We start from the raw sequence: 16,150 nt of genomic DNA, 5'->3' as shown, positions 1-16,150 counted from the left end.
TCAGCTGGCCGGTGTCAGCTTCTTGCGGCCCACCAGGCGCACCAGCTTTTGCAAGCGGTCCGCCTCGGCCGCGGCGGTTTTGCGGCCAAGGGCGCTGAGCTTGTAGTAGCGGCGACGCTGGTCGTCCAGGGCGGGGTCGGGGCGCTCGTCGCTCTCCTCGATGAGGCCGAGCTCCAGCATGCGCTTGATGGCCTGGTACAGCGTGCCCGGGCGCAGCAGCATCTCGCCATCGGTCTGGGCCTCGACTTCTTTCATGATGCCGTAGCCGTGCCGTTCCTGGTCGGCCAGCGCCAGCAGGATGTGGAACACGGCCGGGGTCAGCGGCAGCAGGTCGTGCGGGGTTTTGGCAGCACTCATAGCTCTCCTATATATCCAATATGGATATATTTGATGACGATATATTGCCTGACAGGATGATAGTTGTCAAGAGGCAAAAACTTGCCTGTGGTAAGCGCAAGCCGTATAATCTGCCCACATTGCAAATACCGTAATGACCGGGACGAGTAGCTGAACCCGCTGCCAATAGGAAGCCGAGGCCATCGACTGGAAGCCTTGGCGGGCCGCCTTCAGCCAAAACCCCCCGCGAGCGGAGAGCCGGAACGTTGCGCCAGATGGCGTAGCCACTAAGGCGAACGGGCGCTCCCGATACAGGGCGATCGAGATGTGCACGCCGATGGCGTCTGGAGTTGCTGCGCGACTCCAAGCCGAGGTGAGCATAACGTAGGTGGAACCGCGGACGTATGTTCGCCCTATACATGGGCGAACTTTTTGTTTAAGGAGCAGGAATGGCAAAGCAACAAGAGAAGTACGAAGACAGTAATCTTTATAAGATCCGTCATTCGGCGGCGCACATCATGGCCCAGGCGGTCAGCGAGCTGTTCGCGCCCGGCGAAGCCAAGGTGGCGATTGGCCCCCCGATCGAAGACGGTTTCTACTATGACTTTGACCTGCCGCGGGCGCTGACGCCCGACGACTTCCCGACCATCGAAGCGCGCATGCGCGAGATCATTGGCAGCGGCTTTAAGTTTCAAAAGCGCGTCGTGAGCGCCGATGAAGCCAGGCAGGAATTCAAAGACCAGCCCTATAAGCTGGAGTTGATCGAGGGATTGGACGCCGGCGGCTTTGACGAGAACGGCAACCCGCTGAAGGAAAAGCCTGAGATCTCGTTCTATACGCACGATAGCTTCACCGACTTGTGCCGCGGGCCGCATGTCACCAGCACGCAAGACATCGCCCCCGATGCATTCAAGCTGATGAGCATCGCCGGCGCCTACTGGCGCGGCGACGAAGCCAACAGGCAGCTGCAGCGCGTGTACGGCACGGCCTGGGAGAACGCCGAACAGTTAGCCGATTACTTGTGGCGCCAAGAGGAAGCCAAGAAGCGCGACCACCGCAAGCTGGGCAAGGAGCTGGGCCTGTTCCATTTCTCCGAAGATGTCGGCCCCGGTATACCGCTGTTCACGCCCAAGGGCGAGATGTTGCGTCACCTGATGGAAGGTTATGTGCGTGATGTGCAGACGCGCTACGGCTACCAGCACGTGTGGACCGGGCATGTGGTCAAGGAAGACCTGTACAAGAAATCAGGCCACTACGAGAACTATGGCGATGTGATGTTCCCGCCAATGGTGGACGAGGATGTCGCCTTCCGCCTGAAGCCGATGAACTGCCCCAGCCACATGACGCTCTATAACGAGATGGGGTTGCATTCCTACCGCGAGCTGCCCATGCGCTTCTGCGAATTCGCCACGCTGTACCGCTATGAAAAATCCGGCGAACTTTCGGGTCTGGCCCGCGTGCGCTCGCTGACCCAGGATGATTGTCATGTGTTCTGCACGCCGGAACAGATCGAGCAGGAATTCACGCTGGCTCTCAATCTCATTCGCGAGGTACTGGATCGCTATCGCTTCTCCGACTACAGCGTGCGACTTTCGCTGAAGGGCGAGGAGGGCAAATATGTAGACGACCCGGAGAAGTGGAGCAGCGCCGAGGCCGCGCTGCGCGCCGCGCTGGACAAGAACAAGGTGGACTACTGGGAAGCAGAAGGCGAAGCCGCCTTCTACGGCCCCAAGGCTGACTTCATTGCCCGGGATGTGCTTGGCCGTGAGTGGCAGCTTTCCACAATCCAGGTTGACTTCATCCAGCCGGCCCGCCTGGGCTGCACATACATCGGCGAGGACAACAAGGAGCACACGCCGGTGCTGCTGCACCGCGCCGTGACGGGCACGACCGAGCGCTTCATGGCCACGATCATCGAGCACTTCGCCGGCGCGTTCCCGGTGTGGCTGGCGCCGGTGCAGGCTACGCTGATCCCCATCGCCGACCGCCATGTGGAGTTTGCCAGCCAGGTCGCCGCCGAGCTGAAAGTCGCCGGCCTGCGGGCCGAAGTGGACGCCGGCAGCGACCGCATGGGCGCCAAGATCCGCTATGCCCAATCACAAAAGGTGCCGTATATGCTTGTGATGGGTGACAAGGAAGTGGAGGCCGGCGCCGTGGCCGTGCGCCTGCGCTCCGGCGAGGACCTGGGCGCCCTGCCGGTGGCCGATTTCCTGGCTCGCGCCCAGGCAGATATTGAGAAGGGCGATTAGAGGTAGGCCAAGACAGGTAGCTACACTGTTGCAGGCTGCTCAAGGCGCACCTGGTTGCGCCCGGCGTGCTTGCCCGCATACAGCGCATCATCTGCGCGCTTCAGGAATTGTTGAAAATCTTCGCTGGGGCGCAGACTGGCAGCACCGATTGTTATGGTCAGGTAATTGGACTTGCCACCCACTTCCAGGGCGGTGCGTTCTACCGCCCCACGAATGCGCTCAGCCACGATCGCTGCGCCAGAGAGATCGGTGTTGGGTAACAGTACCAGGAACTCCTCGCCGCCCCAGCGGCAGATCGCTTCACTTTCGCGCACAGTGGTTTTGAGCAGCTCGGCAAAGCCGGCTAGGGCGGCATCCCCCGCCGCGTGGCCGTGCGCATCGTTGATGCTTTTGAAGTGGTCCAGGTCGCACATCAGGATCGCCAGCGGCAGGCCGTGGCGTAGGCTTCGCGCCACCTCGCGCTCAGCTAACTCGCTCATCATGCGCCGGTTATGCAAGCCAGTGAGCAGATCCGTGGTGGCCAGCTGGGTCAACTCTGCCTGTTGTTCAGTCACAATGTGGAAATAGCGCCACAAGATGCCAGAGATGGCGAAGATCGCCGCACCGAAGTTCAGTCCACGCATAATACTGAAAGCAGCCGCATCCATTTGATTGGCCGGTTGGCTGGTGCCGGCGATCTCCTGCAACCCGATGGCATACAGGGCGAACGTGGTCACCAGGACCAGTTTGACACCGGTCGAGATTCGAGCGCTGACCACCATGATAGGAAACATACCGAAAAAGCAGAACCTGGAAACCAGCGACACGGCCAAGATTGAGGGTAAGTACACTCAACGCCACCAAATAGATCGCCCAGAAAGCGAACACGCCTACAAGAAAAATGCTCAGCCGGCGTTTCTGGCTGAGCATCCAAAGCAATCCGGTGCAGATCAGGCCATAGGCAAAAGTCACCATCCACAAGCGGCTCTCTAGCAACACCAGCAATATGGAGTGGATCAGGCTCACCACAATGCTAAGAATGGCTGCAAACCGGGTCACCCGCTGGTAGGTCAGTCTGACCAGGTCTGTATTTTCGTAGGATTTAAACTTGAACATCTCAGGGATACGCAGCATGGGCAAATTATCGCATATGCCCTGCCGGCGGGAGAAACCGGCCGAGCCGTTTGCTTGACACCCGCTTGGAGTTTGTTTCGCAAACTCCCCGTGCTGCGGAGCAGGGCAAGACACTGGTACACTGCCAGCATGAAAGCCGTCCAATTCAACTTCACCATCCCCCGCTATGCCCTTGGGCTGGCCGTAGCCAAGGTGGCCCCCTCGCTGCTGTGGAGCGGCCTCACGTGCACCAGCATGCAGGACGTGGCCGAGCCCAGCTTCCCGACCCAGCAGTGGGTGCGCATCAAAACCCGCCTGGGTGGTATCTGCGGCACCGATCTGGGCACCATATACCTGCACACCAGCCCGTATTTCTCGCCGTACAGCGATTTCCCCTTTACTTTTGGGCACGAAAATGTAGGCACCATCTCTGAAGTGGGCGCCGAGGTCAGAGGCTTCAAGCCCGGCCAGCGGGTGATCGTGGAGCCGACCCTGTGGTGCGCTCCGCGCGGCTACGAGAAGGCTGAGTGGTGCGAATACTGCGCCAAGGGCGAGATCAATCGTTGCGCGCGGCGCAGCGGCGGCAAACTGGCGCCGGGCATGTTCATCGGCTCCTCAAAGGATACGGGCGGTAGCTGGTCCGAGTCGTTTATTGCCCACCAGAGTCAGCTGTATGCAGTGCCGGACAGCATCAGCGATGAGAACGCCCTGATGGTGGAGCCATTCGCCTGCGCGCTGCACTGCGTGCTGATGGATATGCCCAGGGACGATGAGACCATTCTCATCCTGGGGGCGGGCACCATGGGCTTGGTAACCCTGGCCGCATTGCGCGGGCTGGGCAGCAAGGCCAAGATCCTGGTCTCAGCCCGCTACCCGCACCAGGCCGAGGCAGCCCGCAAGCTGGGCGCCGACGAAGTGCTCAAGGGCGATTTGTATAAACTAGTTGCCGAGCGCACCGGCGCCACGCTGCTGAAGCCGACCATCGGCAAGCTGGTGATGGAAGGCGGCGTGGACCGCGTGTATGAATGCACCGGCAACGACAATTCGCTGGATGATGCCAACCGTTTCGCCAAGCGCGGCGGCACGGTGGTGCTGGTGGGCTTGCCGGGCCAGGCCAAGGGCATCGACTGGTCGGCGATCTTCACGCAGGAGTTGCGTATCCTCTCGGCCACGGAGTACAGCCATGCCGACGAGTACAAGGGCAAGACCTGGAAGAGCTATGACCTGGCGCTGGATCTGATGGAAAAGGGCAAGGTCGATCTGGGTTGGATGGTGACGCGCAAATATGCGCTCGCTGATTACAAGAAGGCCCTGGGTGATCTGGCCCAAAAGGGGTCTGAGGGCATCATCAAGGCAGCGTTTGAATTTCCTGCAAAGTAAAGCTCGATTCTAGAGGTGCGTCTATGGCTAAGATGCAAGTGATGTACCCGCCAAGCTGGGTTGATCGGCTACTGGACTGGATTGACCGCCTACCCATGCCTTCATGGGCTTTTTACTTAATTGTTTACCTTTTTTCAGTCGTCGCCACTCATTTTGCCAGTTGGCTGAACCTTACGCTTCCCTGGGGGCAACCCTCAGTGCTCGCATTCCTGAATGGGGTTTGGCCTCCGCTGGTCTTCTTCATAATTCACAACACTGATAATTTGGCGGAAGAGGCGATGCGCCGCTTCCAACCCCTGGTGCGCACCAAGCTTAGCGAATTCCAGGAATTGCGCTATCGCATTACCACCATGCCAGCCGGCGTGCCTGCTGTCCTGTATACACTTTCCCTGCTTGTCATGGGCTGGCTGTCCATTCAAGACCCGCGCATGGTGGTCTACGAGACCCCGCCTGGGGAAATCCATCCACTGTCATGGGTAATCGGTTTCGTTCTTAGCGTGCCATCTTACAGTATGGCGCCTGTGATCTTTTATCACGCCCTGCGCCAGCTGTATCTGATCACAAAAGCCTTTGAACTGGTGGACGAGGTAAATGTCTTCCATCAGCAGCCCATGTATGCTTTCTCTGGTTTGACCATGCGCACCGCATTGTGGTTTTTGTCCATGGTTTACGTCACATATGTAAGCAACCTTCTATACGAAGCTACTTTGACCGAGGATACGATCAACCTGAGCATCGCAGCTGGTTTGGTGCCAGCCTCATTGTTTGTGGTGCTGGTGCCGCTGTTAGGAATCCACGCGCGGTTGGTCCAAGCGAAAGCAGAGGTGCTGGCCAAGAACAGTCACCAAATTGAGAAGGCACAACAAAGCCTGTACAAAGCAATTGACAGGAACAATGCGGAGCGCATTAAGAGCGCCGATGCCGCCATTTCCAGCTTGTATCGCGTGCAGGAGCAGCTTAAGTCGGTGCCAACATGGCCGTGGGCTACCGGGTCCTTCCGCAACTTTCTGTCGGCCATCCTGATCCCGATGATGCTGTGGCTGTTGCAGACCCTGGCGAGCCGCTTTTTGTAAACAGGCCATCAGGTAGAATCGCGCGCATGTCACAGATCGCCCCTCAGGTTCCCAAGGGCCCCAGCCGCACGCTCAAGAAACGCCTTGGCATGTTCACCACCGTGGTGGGCATGCTCATCTTCCTGCTGGGGGCCACACCGCAATTGTTTGGCCTGGACCGCAGCCCGGTGGTGGGCTTTGTGCAGATCACCGTCTTCATTCTGGGCCTGGGTTTGCTCGGGCTGGGCGGCTACTTCACCCTGGATGCGCTGTGGCGGGACACTCCCAAGAACATTGCCGCCGATATTGGCATCCGACTGGCGGGTACCGGCTATGTCATCGCGCTGACCTCCGGCCTGGCGGATGTGTTTGGCCTGGGCACGCGGCCGCTGCCCTCCGTCCCGTTCTTCGGCTACTGGCAGGGCGCTGGCGTGCTGATCGGCCAGCTGATCATGATCGTGGGCTTCATCATGTTCTCGCCCTTTTGGGTGCGGCGGCCACAGCCGGCCAAGAGCAACAAAAAACGGCGCTGAGCGCCGTTTTTGTTTTTAGTAGGCTTCTGCCACCGGGCTGAGCCCGATGACGCCGAGCATTGCTTCGTTGCTGGAGAACTTGAATTCGGGCAGCCCGCGCTCGGCGGCCATCGCCGCCTCGGCCTCCTCAAGTTTGACCAGATCGGCATTGGTCACGACCGGGGTGCCTAGCGTAGCCACTTTGGCTTGCAGGGCGGCCAGGGCGCCGCGGCCGGTGCCGGCGCGGCTGGCTAAGTAGGCCAGCACGGCGTGCGCCGCCTGCGTGCCGTCTTTGCGAGCCGCGCCCACAAGGCCGGTGCTGGCCTCGCGTGCCCAGCCGGCCAGGAACACACCTTCTACAGCTTTCTGGCTCTCGGGGTCGTAGGCCTCGTACGAGATGCCATCATCGGCGAAGCGAGGTTCGGGGTTCTTGGCAAAGTCACCCCACTTGTCCAGCGGCAGGCCAAAGCGGTTGTCGATACGGTCGCCGATGCAGAAGACCACGGTATCGCCTTCGATGAGGCGGTAGCTGCCCTGACCCTTGGCGGTGGCGCTGCCATCCTCACGCGCAACCAGCAGGGTGTCTTCGACTTCCAGGCCAAGCACGCGGCCATCCACATCGCCCACGATGCGGTGCGGCGAGGCTAGGAAATCGAAGCGCATGCGCGTATCGGAGACCCTGGGTTCCGCACTCGGCAGGGCGGAGAGAATGTAATCTTTGGCGGCTTGCGGGTCTTGCCCTACAGCGGCCATGTTGGGCGCGCAGCGGGCGATCTCGGCATCCAGGGCGGCCAAGTCCAGATTGGCGGCCACGGTTTCCATTTCTTTTTTGGTGAACTTGACATCCGCCGGCCCGCGGCGGACGGCGGCCACCAGCTCGTCCACTTTGAGTTCGCGCACGGCCCAGTGGGCAATATCAAGCATCACGTTGCCGGCGCCGACGCAGATGATGCGGCGACCCATGCCAAATTGCTGCTGGCTATATGGCGGCAGCTTGTTGTAGTGATACACCAGATCCTTGGCGTGGTAAACGCCCTGCAAGTCTTCGCCTTCGAGGCCCAGCCATTTGGTGCCCTGGGCGCCCACGCTCACCAGCACGGCGTCAAAACCCATGGCTTGCAGATCTGCCAGACTGAGCGGGCCAGCCTGCAGGATGCTGAGATTGCCGAAGTAGCTCACGTTAGGCAGCGCGAGCACCTGACGGAACTGCTTGCGCAGACCATCCTTCATTTTGTACTTGTTAGGATAAATGCCGTACTCGGCCAGGCCACCCGCCTTGATGTCTCTATTGATCAGGGCCACCTGGACGCCGGCGTTGGCCAGCTCGCGGGCGGCAAACAGACCGGCTGGGCCGGCGCCGATGACGGCTACAGTGCGTTGCGAAGACATGGCCTTCATTGTACGGCGGATTGCGCGTGGTTGCCGTGTCAAAAGCCTTGTTTTGACTGGCAAAATGTCCAAAAGATAGTCTGCTGTGCTATATTCGTAAGCGCCACCCAATTCGGGTGGCCTCACATTTGCCTATGCAACTTACCCAATACACTCTGCCCAACGGTCTAAAAGTTCTGCTTAAGGAGATCCACACCGCGCCACTTATCAGCCACTGGCTGTGGGTGCGCGCCGGCTCGCGTGATGAAGGGCCGGGCTTGAGCGGCATCTCGCACTGGGTGGAGCACATGCAGTTCAAGGGTACGCCCCAGTTCCCGGCGGGCGAACTGGACAAGACCATCTCCCGCGATGGCGGGTTTTGGAATGCCATGACCTATATTGACTGGACGGCGTACTACGAAACCATGCCCTCCGAGAAGATCGATCTGGCGCTGCGCCTGGAGGCCGACCGCTTTATCAACAGCCAGTTTGACCCGAAAGAGGTCGACTCAGAGCGCACGGTGATCATGTCGGAGCGCCAGGGTAACGAGAACAGCCCCATGTTCCTGCTGGATGAGGATGTGCAGCAGGCCGCGTTCGACACGCACCCGTACAAGCATGAGGTCATTGGCTACATGGCTGACCTCAAAACCATCACGCGCGACGATCTTTTCAACCATTACAAACATTTTTATGTGCCGGGCAATGCGGTTTTGGCGATCGCCGGCGACTTTGACACGAAACAGATGCTGGCCCGCGTCGAGGAGCTGTATGCAGCCGTGCCAAGCGGCCCGGCGCCTACCCGCATCGCGCAGGATGAGCCCGCGCCGGAGGAAGAGCGCCGCGTGGTGACCCAGGGGCCGGGCGAGACCGTATTTGTGAAGGCAGCCTACCGCTCGCTGCGGGCAACTGACCTAGACTTTTTTGCCCTGACGGTGGCGGACAGCCTGCTGGCCGGCCCGAGTAACCTCAACCTGTTTAGCGGTGGCATCTCCAACAAGACCTCGCGCTTGTACCGCCGCCTGGTGGAGAAGGACCTGGCCGTGGGTGTGAGCGGCGGCCTGCAGGCCACCATTGACCCGTACCTGTACGACATCACCATCACGGTGCACCCCAATAGCAGCGCCGAGGCGGCAGTCGCCGCGCTGGATGACGAGATCAAGCGACTACAGGATACGCCGCCCAAGATCGAGGAATTGCTGCGGGCGGTGAAGCAGGCCAAGGCGCTGTTCGCCTATGGCAGTGAGAGCATCACCAACCAGGCGTTCTGGATGGGCTTTGCCGAAGTGTTTGACCGCTATGCCTGGTTTGAAAGTTATCTTGAACGCCTGGCGGCGGTGACGCCCGCGGACGTGCAGCGCGCCGCCCAGCTGTACCTGCGGCCCGAGCGCCGCGTGCTGGGCGTGTACCAGCCCGATGGCAGCCCGGAGGCCGAATGACGCCGCGCTCTGCCATTCCAGGGGCGGATGACATCACGCGGGTGGAGCTGGCCAACGGCATCGTTGTGCTGGCGCGTGAGAACCCCAATTCCAAAGCCGTAACCTTGCGCGGCTCACTGCTGGCGGGCGGTCTGCTGGACCCTGACGATAAACTGGGTCTGGCCGACTTCACCGCCTCGATGTTGATGCGCGGCAGCGCAGCGCGTGACTTCCAAAGTATTTACGACTCGCTTGAATCCATCGGCGCCAGTTTTGGCTTCAACAGCGGCACGCACACCACTGGCTTTGGCGGGCGCTCGCTGGCTGAGGATTTTGGCCTGCTGCTGCAACTGGGCCGCGAAGCGCTGCTGACACCGACCTTCCCGGATGAGCATGTGGAAAAGGTGCGGGCGCAGCTGATGACCGGGCTCTCGCTGCGCGCCCAGGATACACGCGACATGGCTTCGCTGTTGTTCGACGAGATGGTGTATCGCGATCATCCGTATGCACGGGCCGATGAGGGCCACCCGCATACGATCAGCGCGATCACGCGGGAAGACCTGGTCAACTTTCACAAGAGCAATTTTGGGCCGCGTGGCATGCTGCTGGTGGTCGTGGGCGGTATCTCGGCCGCGGTGGCCGTAGAGCAGATCCGCGCTGCCTTCGAAGACTGGCAGAACCCACAGCAGCCGGTGCCCGTGCAGCTACCGGAATGGCAGCCGTTGTCCGCCCGCGGTTACCAGCGCCTAGACATTGCGGGCAAGAGCCAGAGCGATGTCATTGTGGGCACCGGCGGCCCGCTGCGCAAGGCCCCTGACTATATGGCCTCCTCGCTGGGCAACAACATCCTGGGCCGCTTTGGCCTGATGGGCCGCGTGGGCGATTCGGTGCGCGAGAAGGCCGGCCTGGCCTATTACGCCTACAGCAGTTTGGGCGGCGGGCTGGGGCCGGACCCGTGGATCGTGGCGGCGGGCGTCAACCCTGCCAATGAAGAGCAGGCCACCGAACTAATTTTCAAAGAAATTGATCGCTTCACCACCGAGCTGGTGAGCGAAGAAGAACTGAGTGACAGCAAATCCAACTACATTGGTAGCATGCCACTCTCGCTGGAGAGCAATGGCGGCGTGGCAGATGCCTTGATGAGCATGGAGCGCTTTCAGCTTGGGTTGGACTATTACCGCAAGTTCCCCGACGAGGTCAACGCCGTCACGCGCCAACAGGTGCTGGAAGCGGCGGCGCAGTATCTCAAGCCGGATCAGATGGCGGTGGCGGTAGCCGGGCCGCCGCGCACAGAGGCGGCATGAGCCTGCACACGGGTGTGGACATGGTTGAGGTGCGCCGCCTTCGTGAGGCGATCGAGCGCCACGGCGACCGCTTCCTCAAGCGCATCTATACCCCGCGTGAATTGGAGCAACTGAGCGGCAATTTAGCCTCACTGGCGGCGCGTTTTGCCGCCAAGGAAGCCGTGGCCAAGGCGCTGGGCACCGGCATCGGCGACCTGAGCTGGCTGGAGGTCGAGATCCTGCGCGGCGAGCGCAAGGAGCCGGTGCTGCAACTGCACGGGGCGGCCCTGGCGTTGGCCGAGAAGCACGGCATCACCCGCTGGTCACTGAGCATTAGCCACACACAAGAGCATGCGATCGCTTTTGTGGTGGCCATGTAGCCCCTAAATCTACAGGCGTATAATTCGGCTTGGCATCGATTGATAGCCAAGGAGTCCTCAATGGGAAAGATTCTGCGCGCAATCGGGCTGGGCCTGCTGGGCCTGGTCCTGCTTTTGGCTGCGGTGGTGGCGATTCTGCTGCCCGGCCAGATCAAGGCTTCATATCCACAGATCGACGGTGAAATTCAGGTGCCTGGCCTGCAAGGCGAGGTTGAGGTCATTCGAGATGAGAATGGCATTCCGCACATCTATGCCAGCAATGAACACGACCTGTTCTTTGCCCAGGGATATGTGCACGCCCAGGACCGTTTCTGGCAGATGGATTTTCAGCGCCATACCAGCCGCGGCCGCCTATCTGAACTGATGGGCAGCAATACCGTGGATATTGACCAGTTCCTGCGGACGATGGGCTGGGAGCGTGTGGCCCGAGCTGAAATGGAGCTGCTGGACGACCAGAGCGTAATGATGTTGGAGGCCTACTCGGCCGGCGTGAACGCCTACATGGCCGAGCGCAACGGCACTGAGCTGAGCCTGGAGTACCTGTTCCTGAAGCTGCTGAACAGCAATTACACCCCGCGCCCCTGGGAGCCGCTGGATACCGTAAGCTGGGCCAAAGCGATGGCCTGGGACCTGCGCGACAACATGGACACTGAGATCACGCGCGCCATCCTGCTGAAGACCTTCACGCCGGCGCAGATCGCTGAGTTGTATCCCGCCTATGCGGAGGACAAGCCGGTGATGGTGCCCGATTTTGAACTTGGCGAAGAATCCATCAGCGTACAGCAACTGGCGCCGCACGGCGCCGAAGTGGCTGCGCTGATGCAAACCCTGGATACGCGCATCGCCGCTCTGGACGCGCTGCTGGACAGCGACCCGAATGCCGACCTGGGCTCCAACAGCTGGGTGGTATCGGGTGACCTGACCGCCAGCGGCATGCCGCTGTTCGCCAACGACCCGCACCTGGGCCAGAGCGCGCCATCCATCTGGTATCAGGTGGGCCTGCACTGTGAGCCGGTTGGCCCGGACTGCAACTTCAATGCGGCGGGCGTCTCGTTTGTGGGTGCGCCGGGTGTGGTGCTCGGGCACAATGACCGCATCGCCTGGGGCTTCACCAACGTTGGCCCGGACGTGATGGACTTGTACGTCGTGCTGGTGAACCCAGACGACCCCTACCAGTATGAAATGAACGGTGAATGGGTTGACATGCAAGTCGTGATCGAAGAGATCGTGGTGGCGGGCGGCGAGACGATCGAGATGCCGGTGCGTATCACCCAGTTTGGCCCGATCGTCTCTGACACGTATGGCGACTTGACTGATTTTGACGAAACCTCTGGCTTGAACCTGCCGGAGAATTATGCGGTGGCCTTGAGCTGGACGGCGTTGCAGCCTGGCACTACCCTTCAGTCGCTGTTTCATCTGAACCGCGCCCAGAACTTTGAGGAGTTCCGTGAAGCAGCGCGCCAGTTTGTCGTGCCCTCGCAGAACCTGCTGTATGCAGATGTGGATGGCAACATCGGTTACCAGATGCCAGGGTACATTCCCTTGCGGGCCGCTGGGGATGGACGTTACCCGGCCCCGGGTTGGACCGACCAGTTTGCCTGGATCGGCTACATTCCGTTTGAGCACCTTCCGTATGCTTACAATCCAGAATCGGGCTACATTGTGACCGCCAACAACGCGGTAGTGGATGCCGAGTACCCGTATCACATTGCAGACACGTGGGATTACGGATACCGCGCCCAGAGCATTGTGGACATGATCGAAAATGCGCCGGGCCTGATCGACAGCGCCTACTATCAGCAGATGCTGGGTGACAACCTGAACCTCGGTGCCTTGCCGGTGGTGGACGCCCTGGTGGCACTGGACTATGGCGACGCTCGGCTGAACGAGCTGCGCGACCTACTGACGCAGTGGGATGGCCGCCATGACAAGGAATCGGCCGGCGCAGCCCTATTTGCCCCGGTGTGGAAGCATTTGCTAGCCACGACGTTCAATGATGACCTGCCGGAGATCGCCTGGCCCAACGCCGGCGGCGGCAGCGGCTGGTATGTGGTGATGGAGAACCTGCTGGCGCAGCCTGACAGCGCCTGGTGGGATGACCGCGCCACGGTCGATATGGTCGAGACCCGCGATGACATCTTGCAGCGCGCTTTTGCTGCAGGCGTAACCGAGGTGGAAGACAAGCTGGGCAAAGACGAGAGCCAGTGGGCCTGGGGTGATCTGCATACGATCACTTTTGAGCACGGCGTGATGAGTAGCTTCCCGCTGATCGACCGCCTGTTCAACCCCGGCCCGTATCGCCTCTCGGGCGGCAATTCGATCGTGAATGCCACTGGCTGGGGCGGCAGCCCGGACTATGACACCAGCACCATCCCATCCAAGCGCACGATCTTTGATCTGAGCGACTGGCAGAATGCGCTGCAGATTACCTCGTTGGGCCAGTCAGGCCATGTGAATCATGAGCACTACAATGACCTGGCGCCGCTGTGGGCTGACATTCAGTTCATCCCGCTGCATTGGGAGCGCGAGTCCATTGAAGCCGCGGCCGAAGGACGCCTGATCCTCAAGCCGTAAGGCAACTGTGCATAAAAAGAGGGCTGCCATTGGCAGCCCTCTTTTTTGTTATGCAGCTTTGACTGAACGCCTGGGAGGCGGGTTGAGGGGTGGGCGTAGTTTGTAGTTCATCAGCATCAGGATATAGACGCATAGCGTACCGATGCCAAGCAGAATAAGCCAGGCCGTCACTTCGCGCCCTGCGAGCAGCGCAGGCGTGAAGCTTTGTAGCACTACGATGCCGTTCCACAGGCCGTGCAGCAGGATGTTGAAGCCATAGACCAGGAAGACATTCAGAACTTTGGCCTCGTTCTTGGCGCGGGCGATCGCCCAGCCCATCAGCCCGGCTGTGGCGATGTGAAAGGCCGTGGCGCCCAGGCGCACCGTGGTGGTGCTGGCCCAATCGAGAGTGCTGCCGGCGAAGAGATTCTCCATCAAGGCGAAGCCGGCCCCGCCCAGCACGCCGATGGCAAAGCCTTGCGCGTTGGTGATGGGGCGGCGCCAGATCAGGATCCATAGCGCCACCGGTTTGAACAGCTCCTCGATCAGAGGAGTGAAGAGCGAAAGATCCAGTAGCAGCAAGCCCAGGATGAACGGATCGTTGAAAAAGTCGTGCAGCAATACCAGCAGCTCTTCCCCGCTTTGGATGCCTGACATCGCCGCCTCAATGTGAGGTAGCTGGCTGGCTAGCGAAGGCGTGCTGAGTACATAGACAGCGCCGATGATGAGCAGGCCAAAGCCCACGAGAAACTCGAGGATGATGGCGATGAAGGGTGCGGCGGTAAGCCCGCTGGCTAATGCACCCCAGGTGAGGCGCGGGCCGCCCAGCTGCAGGCGATGCAGTGAGAGCCACACCAGCGCCCCCACGGAGAGGGACGCGGCCAGGATGTGCACGGGCGGCAGCACAATATGCAGCTCGGACTCCAGCAGCCAGCTGCCTGCCAGGATCGCCAGAGGCAGGATGACGAACGCGAGGACAGCCATACGCGGGTCCAGCTTGAAGCGCCGCACAGGCTTGTTGAACAGGTGCGCCAGGCTGAGCGCGGCCGAGGGCAGCAGCAGGATACCCGCCCACAGCGCGGCAGCCGAGGTGAGCAGCAGATCCCAGGCTGGGCCTTCAGCGGGCTGCAGCAGCGGCTGCAACGCCACATAGGCCAGTGAGCTCAGGCCAATGCTCAGGAAGCCTGCCGCGCCAAAACCGCTGCCGAGGAATTGCAGCCAGGAGACCCAGTTGAATCCAGTTTTTGCGGGGCGGGCGACGCGGGAGCTCAATTCTCCTCAATGGTGATGTTGAGGATCTGGTCTCCGGGCGGCAGACCGAGAGCCTGCGAGGGGTCACGCGGCGAAAGCGCTTCAACCACGTTCTGGCCCTGGATTACCTGGCCGAAGATGCTGTAACCGCCGTTCAGGTGCTGCGCGGGGCCGTAGGTAATGAAGAACTGGCTGCCGTTGGAGGTTGGCCCGGCGTTGGCCATGGCCAACAGGCCGGCGCGGTCGAATAGCAGGCTAGGACTGGTCTCGATGGCGAAGGCGTAGCCGGGGCCACCGTAGCCAGTGCCGCTGGGGTCGCCCGCCTGGGCTACGAAGCCCGGCAGCACGCGGTGGAAGCTGGTGTCTTCAAACCAGCCCTGCTGGGCCAGGAAGACGAAACTGTTCACCGCGAACGGCGCAACTTCGGGGAAGAGTTCGACCACGATGTTGCCGCGTTCCGTGGCGATGGTGGCGGTGTAGCTGACCCCGGGCTCCAGCTGCATGTCAGGGCAGCGGTTGAACTGGCGTTCGGCCAGCAGCTTGAGACGCAGGATAATGTCCAGGCTGTCAAAGTCGATCGGGCCGCCATGCGGGCCTTCATTGGTGATGACGAAGGGCGGTGTGCCCAGGTTCTGGGCCTGGCCCTCATCCCAGGCGGCCTGGGCCAGGGCGGCCAGCTCTTCGCTCTCGAGGGCATCGGCAAAGGTGGCCGTATCCAGGCTCAGCAGGGTCGCCTGCTCCATCAGCCAGTCATTGAACCCATCTGCATCCAGGTTTGCCCAGTCAGCCTGCCAGCCGTAGAGCAGGTCATACATTTCCCAGAACATGCCTTGCTGCCCGGCCGCCTCGGCGGCGATCACGGCTTGAGCGGCTTTGTCGTTCAGCGGCTGCTGTGGCGTGCCAATGAGCGGGTAGTGGCGGTAGACCAGGCGAATGTCTTCAGGGTATTGGGTCTGCAGGCGGGTCAGTGTTTCGGCAAATGCCGCGCAGGTGGGGCACTGGAAATCGCTGTAGATCAACAACGTAATGGGGGCGCCAGCCGGGCCGCGTGCCCAATCGCTGGCGCTGATCGGCGCGAAGGGCATGCGGTTGAAGTAGGTCACATCCCGCGGGGCGCTGATGGAGGTGCACTGCATGGCCGGGTAGCTGCTGGGGGCTTGGGCCGCGGCCGGTTGGGTGGTCTGCGCGGCGGACGTGGCGGCAGGTGCGCCGCCGCAGGCGGCCAGCAGCAGGGCCAAAGCAACAGTGACGATGATTAGATGTGAACGCATGGGCG

At 61.0% G+C, this 16,150-nt stretch carries 14 protein-coding genes; 9 read left to right on the top strand and 5 right to left on the bottom strand.

Annotated features, from left to right (window positions below):
- Positions 1-357 carry a helix-turn-helix transcriptional regulator gene (locus KIT08_05455; protein UYN90681.1) on the bottom strand — a complete coding sequence of 119 codons (357 nt, stop codon included), beginning with the start codon at positions 355-357 and terminating at the stop codon, positions 1-3.
- 428 nt (positions 358-785) lie between these two features.
- On the opposite strand from KIT08_05455, the gene thrS reads away from it, so the two are divergent.
- Positions 786-2,585 carry a threonine--tRNA ligase gene (gene thrS / locus KIT08_05450; protein UYN90680.1) on the top strand — a complete coding sequence of 600 codons (1,800 nt, stop codon included), beginning with the start codon at positions 786-788 and terminating at the stop codon, positions 2,583-2,585.
- 20 nt (positions 2,586-2,605) lie between these two features.
- Here the strand turns inward: thrS and KIT08_05445 are convergent, their stop codons facing one another.
- Positions 2,606-3,301, bottom strand: a complete 696-nt coding sequence (locus KIT08_05445) for a GGDEF domain-containing protein (protein UYN90679.1) — start codon at positions 3,299-3,301, stop codon at positions 2,606-2,608.
- A gap of 10 nt (positions 3,302-3,311) precedes the next feature.
- Between KIT08_05445 and KIT08_05440 the strand changes: the two genes are divergently transcribed.
- From KIT08_05440 to KIT08_05425, 4 genes are all read left to right on the top strand, one after another.
- Positions 3,312-3,557: a hypothetical protein gene (locus tag KIT08_05440; protein UYN90678.1), complete on the top strand. Its 246-nt coding sequence runs from the start codon at positions 3,312-3,314 to the stop codon at positions 3,555-3,557.
- Positions 3,558-3,827: 270 nt separating this feature from the next.
- Positions 3,828-5,057 (top strand): alcohol dehydrogenase catalytic domain-containing protein, encoded by a 1,230-nt coding sequence (locus KIT08_05435; GenBank protein UYN90677.1) that lies wholly within the window; start codon positions 3,828-3,830, stop codon positions 5,055-5,057.
- 23 nt (positions 5,058-5,080) lie between these two features.
- Positions 5,081-6,130 (top strand): hypothetical protein, encoded by a 1,050-nt coding sequence (locus KIT08_05430; GenBank protein ID UYN90676.1) that lies wholly within the window; start codon positions 5,081-5,083, stop codon positions 6,128-6,130.
- A 26-nt stretch (positions 6,131-6,156) separates the two neighbouring features.
- Entirely contained in the window at positions 6,157-6,642 is a 486-nt protein-coding gene (locus tag KIT08_05425) for a hypothetical protein (protein UYN90675.1), read from the top strand.
- 15 nt (positions 6,643-6,657) lie between these two features.
- Here the strand turns inward: KIT08_05425 and KIT08_05420 are convergent, their stop codons facing one another.
- Positions 6,658-8,010 (bottom strand): FAD-dependent oxidoreductase, encoded by a 1,353-nt coding sequence (locus KIT08_05420; GenBank protein ID UYN90674.1) that lies wholly within the window; start codon positions 8,008-8,010, stop codon positions 6,658-6,660.
- Positions 8,011-8,144: 134 nt separating this feature from the next.
- On the opposite strand from KIT08_05420, the gene KIT08_05415 reads away from it, so the two are divergent.
- From KIT08_05415 to KIT08_05400, 4 genes are read left to right on the top strand one after another with little or no spacing between them, the layout of a single operon-like run.
- Positions 8,145-9,428 carry an insulinase family protein gene (locus KIT08_05415; protein ID UYN90673.1) on the top strand — a complete coding sequence of 428 codons (1,284 nt, stop codon included), beginning with the start codon at positions 8,145-8,147 and terminating at the stop codon, positions 9,426-9,428.
- Positions 9,425-10,711: an insulinase family protein gene (locus KIT08_05410; protein ID UYN90672.1), complete on the top strand. Its 1,287-nt coding sequence runs from the start codon at positions 9,425-9,427 to the stop codon at positions 10,709-10,711. Before KIT08_05415 ends, KIT08_05410 begins: the two co-directional genes overlap by 4 nt.
- On the top strand, positions 10,708-11,070 hold the full coding sequence (acpS, locus tag KIT08_05405) for a holo-ACP synthase (GenBank protein ID UYN90671.1): 363 nt from the start codon (positions 10,708-10,710) through the stop codon (positions 11,068-11,070). The genes KIT08_05410 and acpS overlap by 4 nt, the downstream gene beginning before the upstream one ends.
- A 60-nt stretch (positions 11,071-11,130) precedes the next feature.
- On the top strand, positions 11,131-13,644 hold the full coding sequence (locus KIT08_05400; protein ID UYN90670.1) for a penicillin acylase family protein: 2,514 nt from the start codon (positions 11,131-11,133) through the stop codon (positions 13,642-13,644).
- Positions 13,645-13,692: 48 nt separating this feature from the next.
- Here KIT08_05400 and KIT08_05395 read toward each other — a convergent pair whose 3' ends face one another.
- A complete protein-coding gene (locus KIT08_05395) occupies positions 13,693-14,895 on the bottom strand; it encodes a PrsW family intramembrane metalloprotease (GenBank protein ID UYN90669.1) in 1,203 nt (400 codons plus the stop codon).
- Positions 14,892-16,145, bottom strand: a complete 1,254-nt coding sequence (locus tag KIT08_05390) for a peptidylprolyl isomerase (GenBank protein ID UYN90668.1) — start codon at positions 16,143-16,145, stop codon at positions 14,892-14,894. The genes KIT08_05395 and KIT08_05390 overlap by 4 nt, the downstream gene beginning before the upstream one ends.
- Between the last annotated feature and the right edge of the window lie 5 nt (positions 16,146-16,150).

The sequence above is a fragment of the Anaerolineales bacterium genome, assembly GCA_025808555.1.
GTDB lineage: Bacteria > Chloroflexota > Anaerolineae > Anaerolineales > UBA11579 > JAMCZK01.
This window is presented reverse-complemented; position numbering and strand designations above follow the sequence as displayed.

Coding starts and splice junctions, on each gene's coding strand:
- KIT08_05455 (UYN90681.1), bottom strand. CDS start 357: ATGAGTGCTGCCAAAACCCCGCACGACCTGCTGCCGCTGACCCCGGCC.
- thrS (UYN90680.1), top strand. CDS start 786: ATGGCAAAGCAACAAGAGAAGTACGAAGACAGTAATCTTTATAAGATC.
- KIT08_05435 (UYN90677.1), top strand. CDS start 3,828: ATGAAAGCCGTCCAATTCAACTTCACCATCCCCCGCTATGCCCTTGGG.
- KIT08_05430 (UYN90676.1), top strand. CDS start 5,081: ATGGCTAAGATGCAAGTGATGTACCCGCCAAGCTGGGTTGATCGGCTA.
- KIT08_05425 (UYN90675.1), top strand. CDS start 6,157: ATGTCACAGATCGCCCCTCAGGTTCCCAAGGGCCCCAGCCGCACGCTC.
- KIT08_05420 (UYN90674.1), bottom strand. CDS start 8,010: ATGTCTTCGCAACGCACTGTAGCCGTCATCGGCGCCGGCCCAGCCGGT.
- KIT08_05415 (UYN90673.1), top strand. CDS start 8,145: ATGCAACTTACCCAATACACTCTGCCCAACGGTCTAAAAGTTCTGCTT.
- KIT08_05410 (UYN90672.1), top strand. CDS start 9,425: ATGACGCCGCGCTCTGCCATTCCAGGGGCGGATGACATCACGCGGGTG.
- acpS (UYN90671.1), top strand. CDS start 10,708: ATGAGCCTGCACACGGGTGTGGACATGGTTGAGGTGCGCCGCCTTCGT.
- KIT08_05400 (UYN90670.1), top strand. CDS start 11,131: ATGGGAAAGATTCTGCGCGCAATCGGGCTGGGCCTGCTGGGCCTGGTC.
- KIT08_05390 (UYN90668.1), bottom strand. CDS start 16,145: ATGCGTTCACATCTAATCATCGTCACTGTTGCTTTGGCCCTGCTGCTG.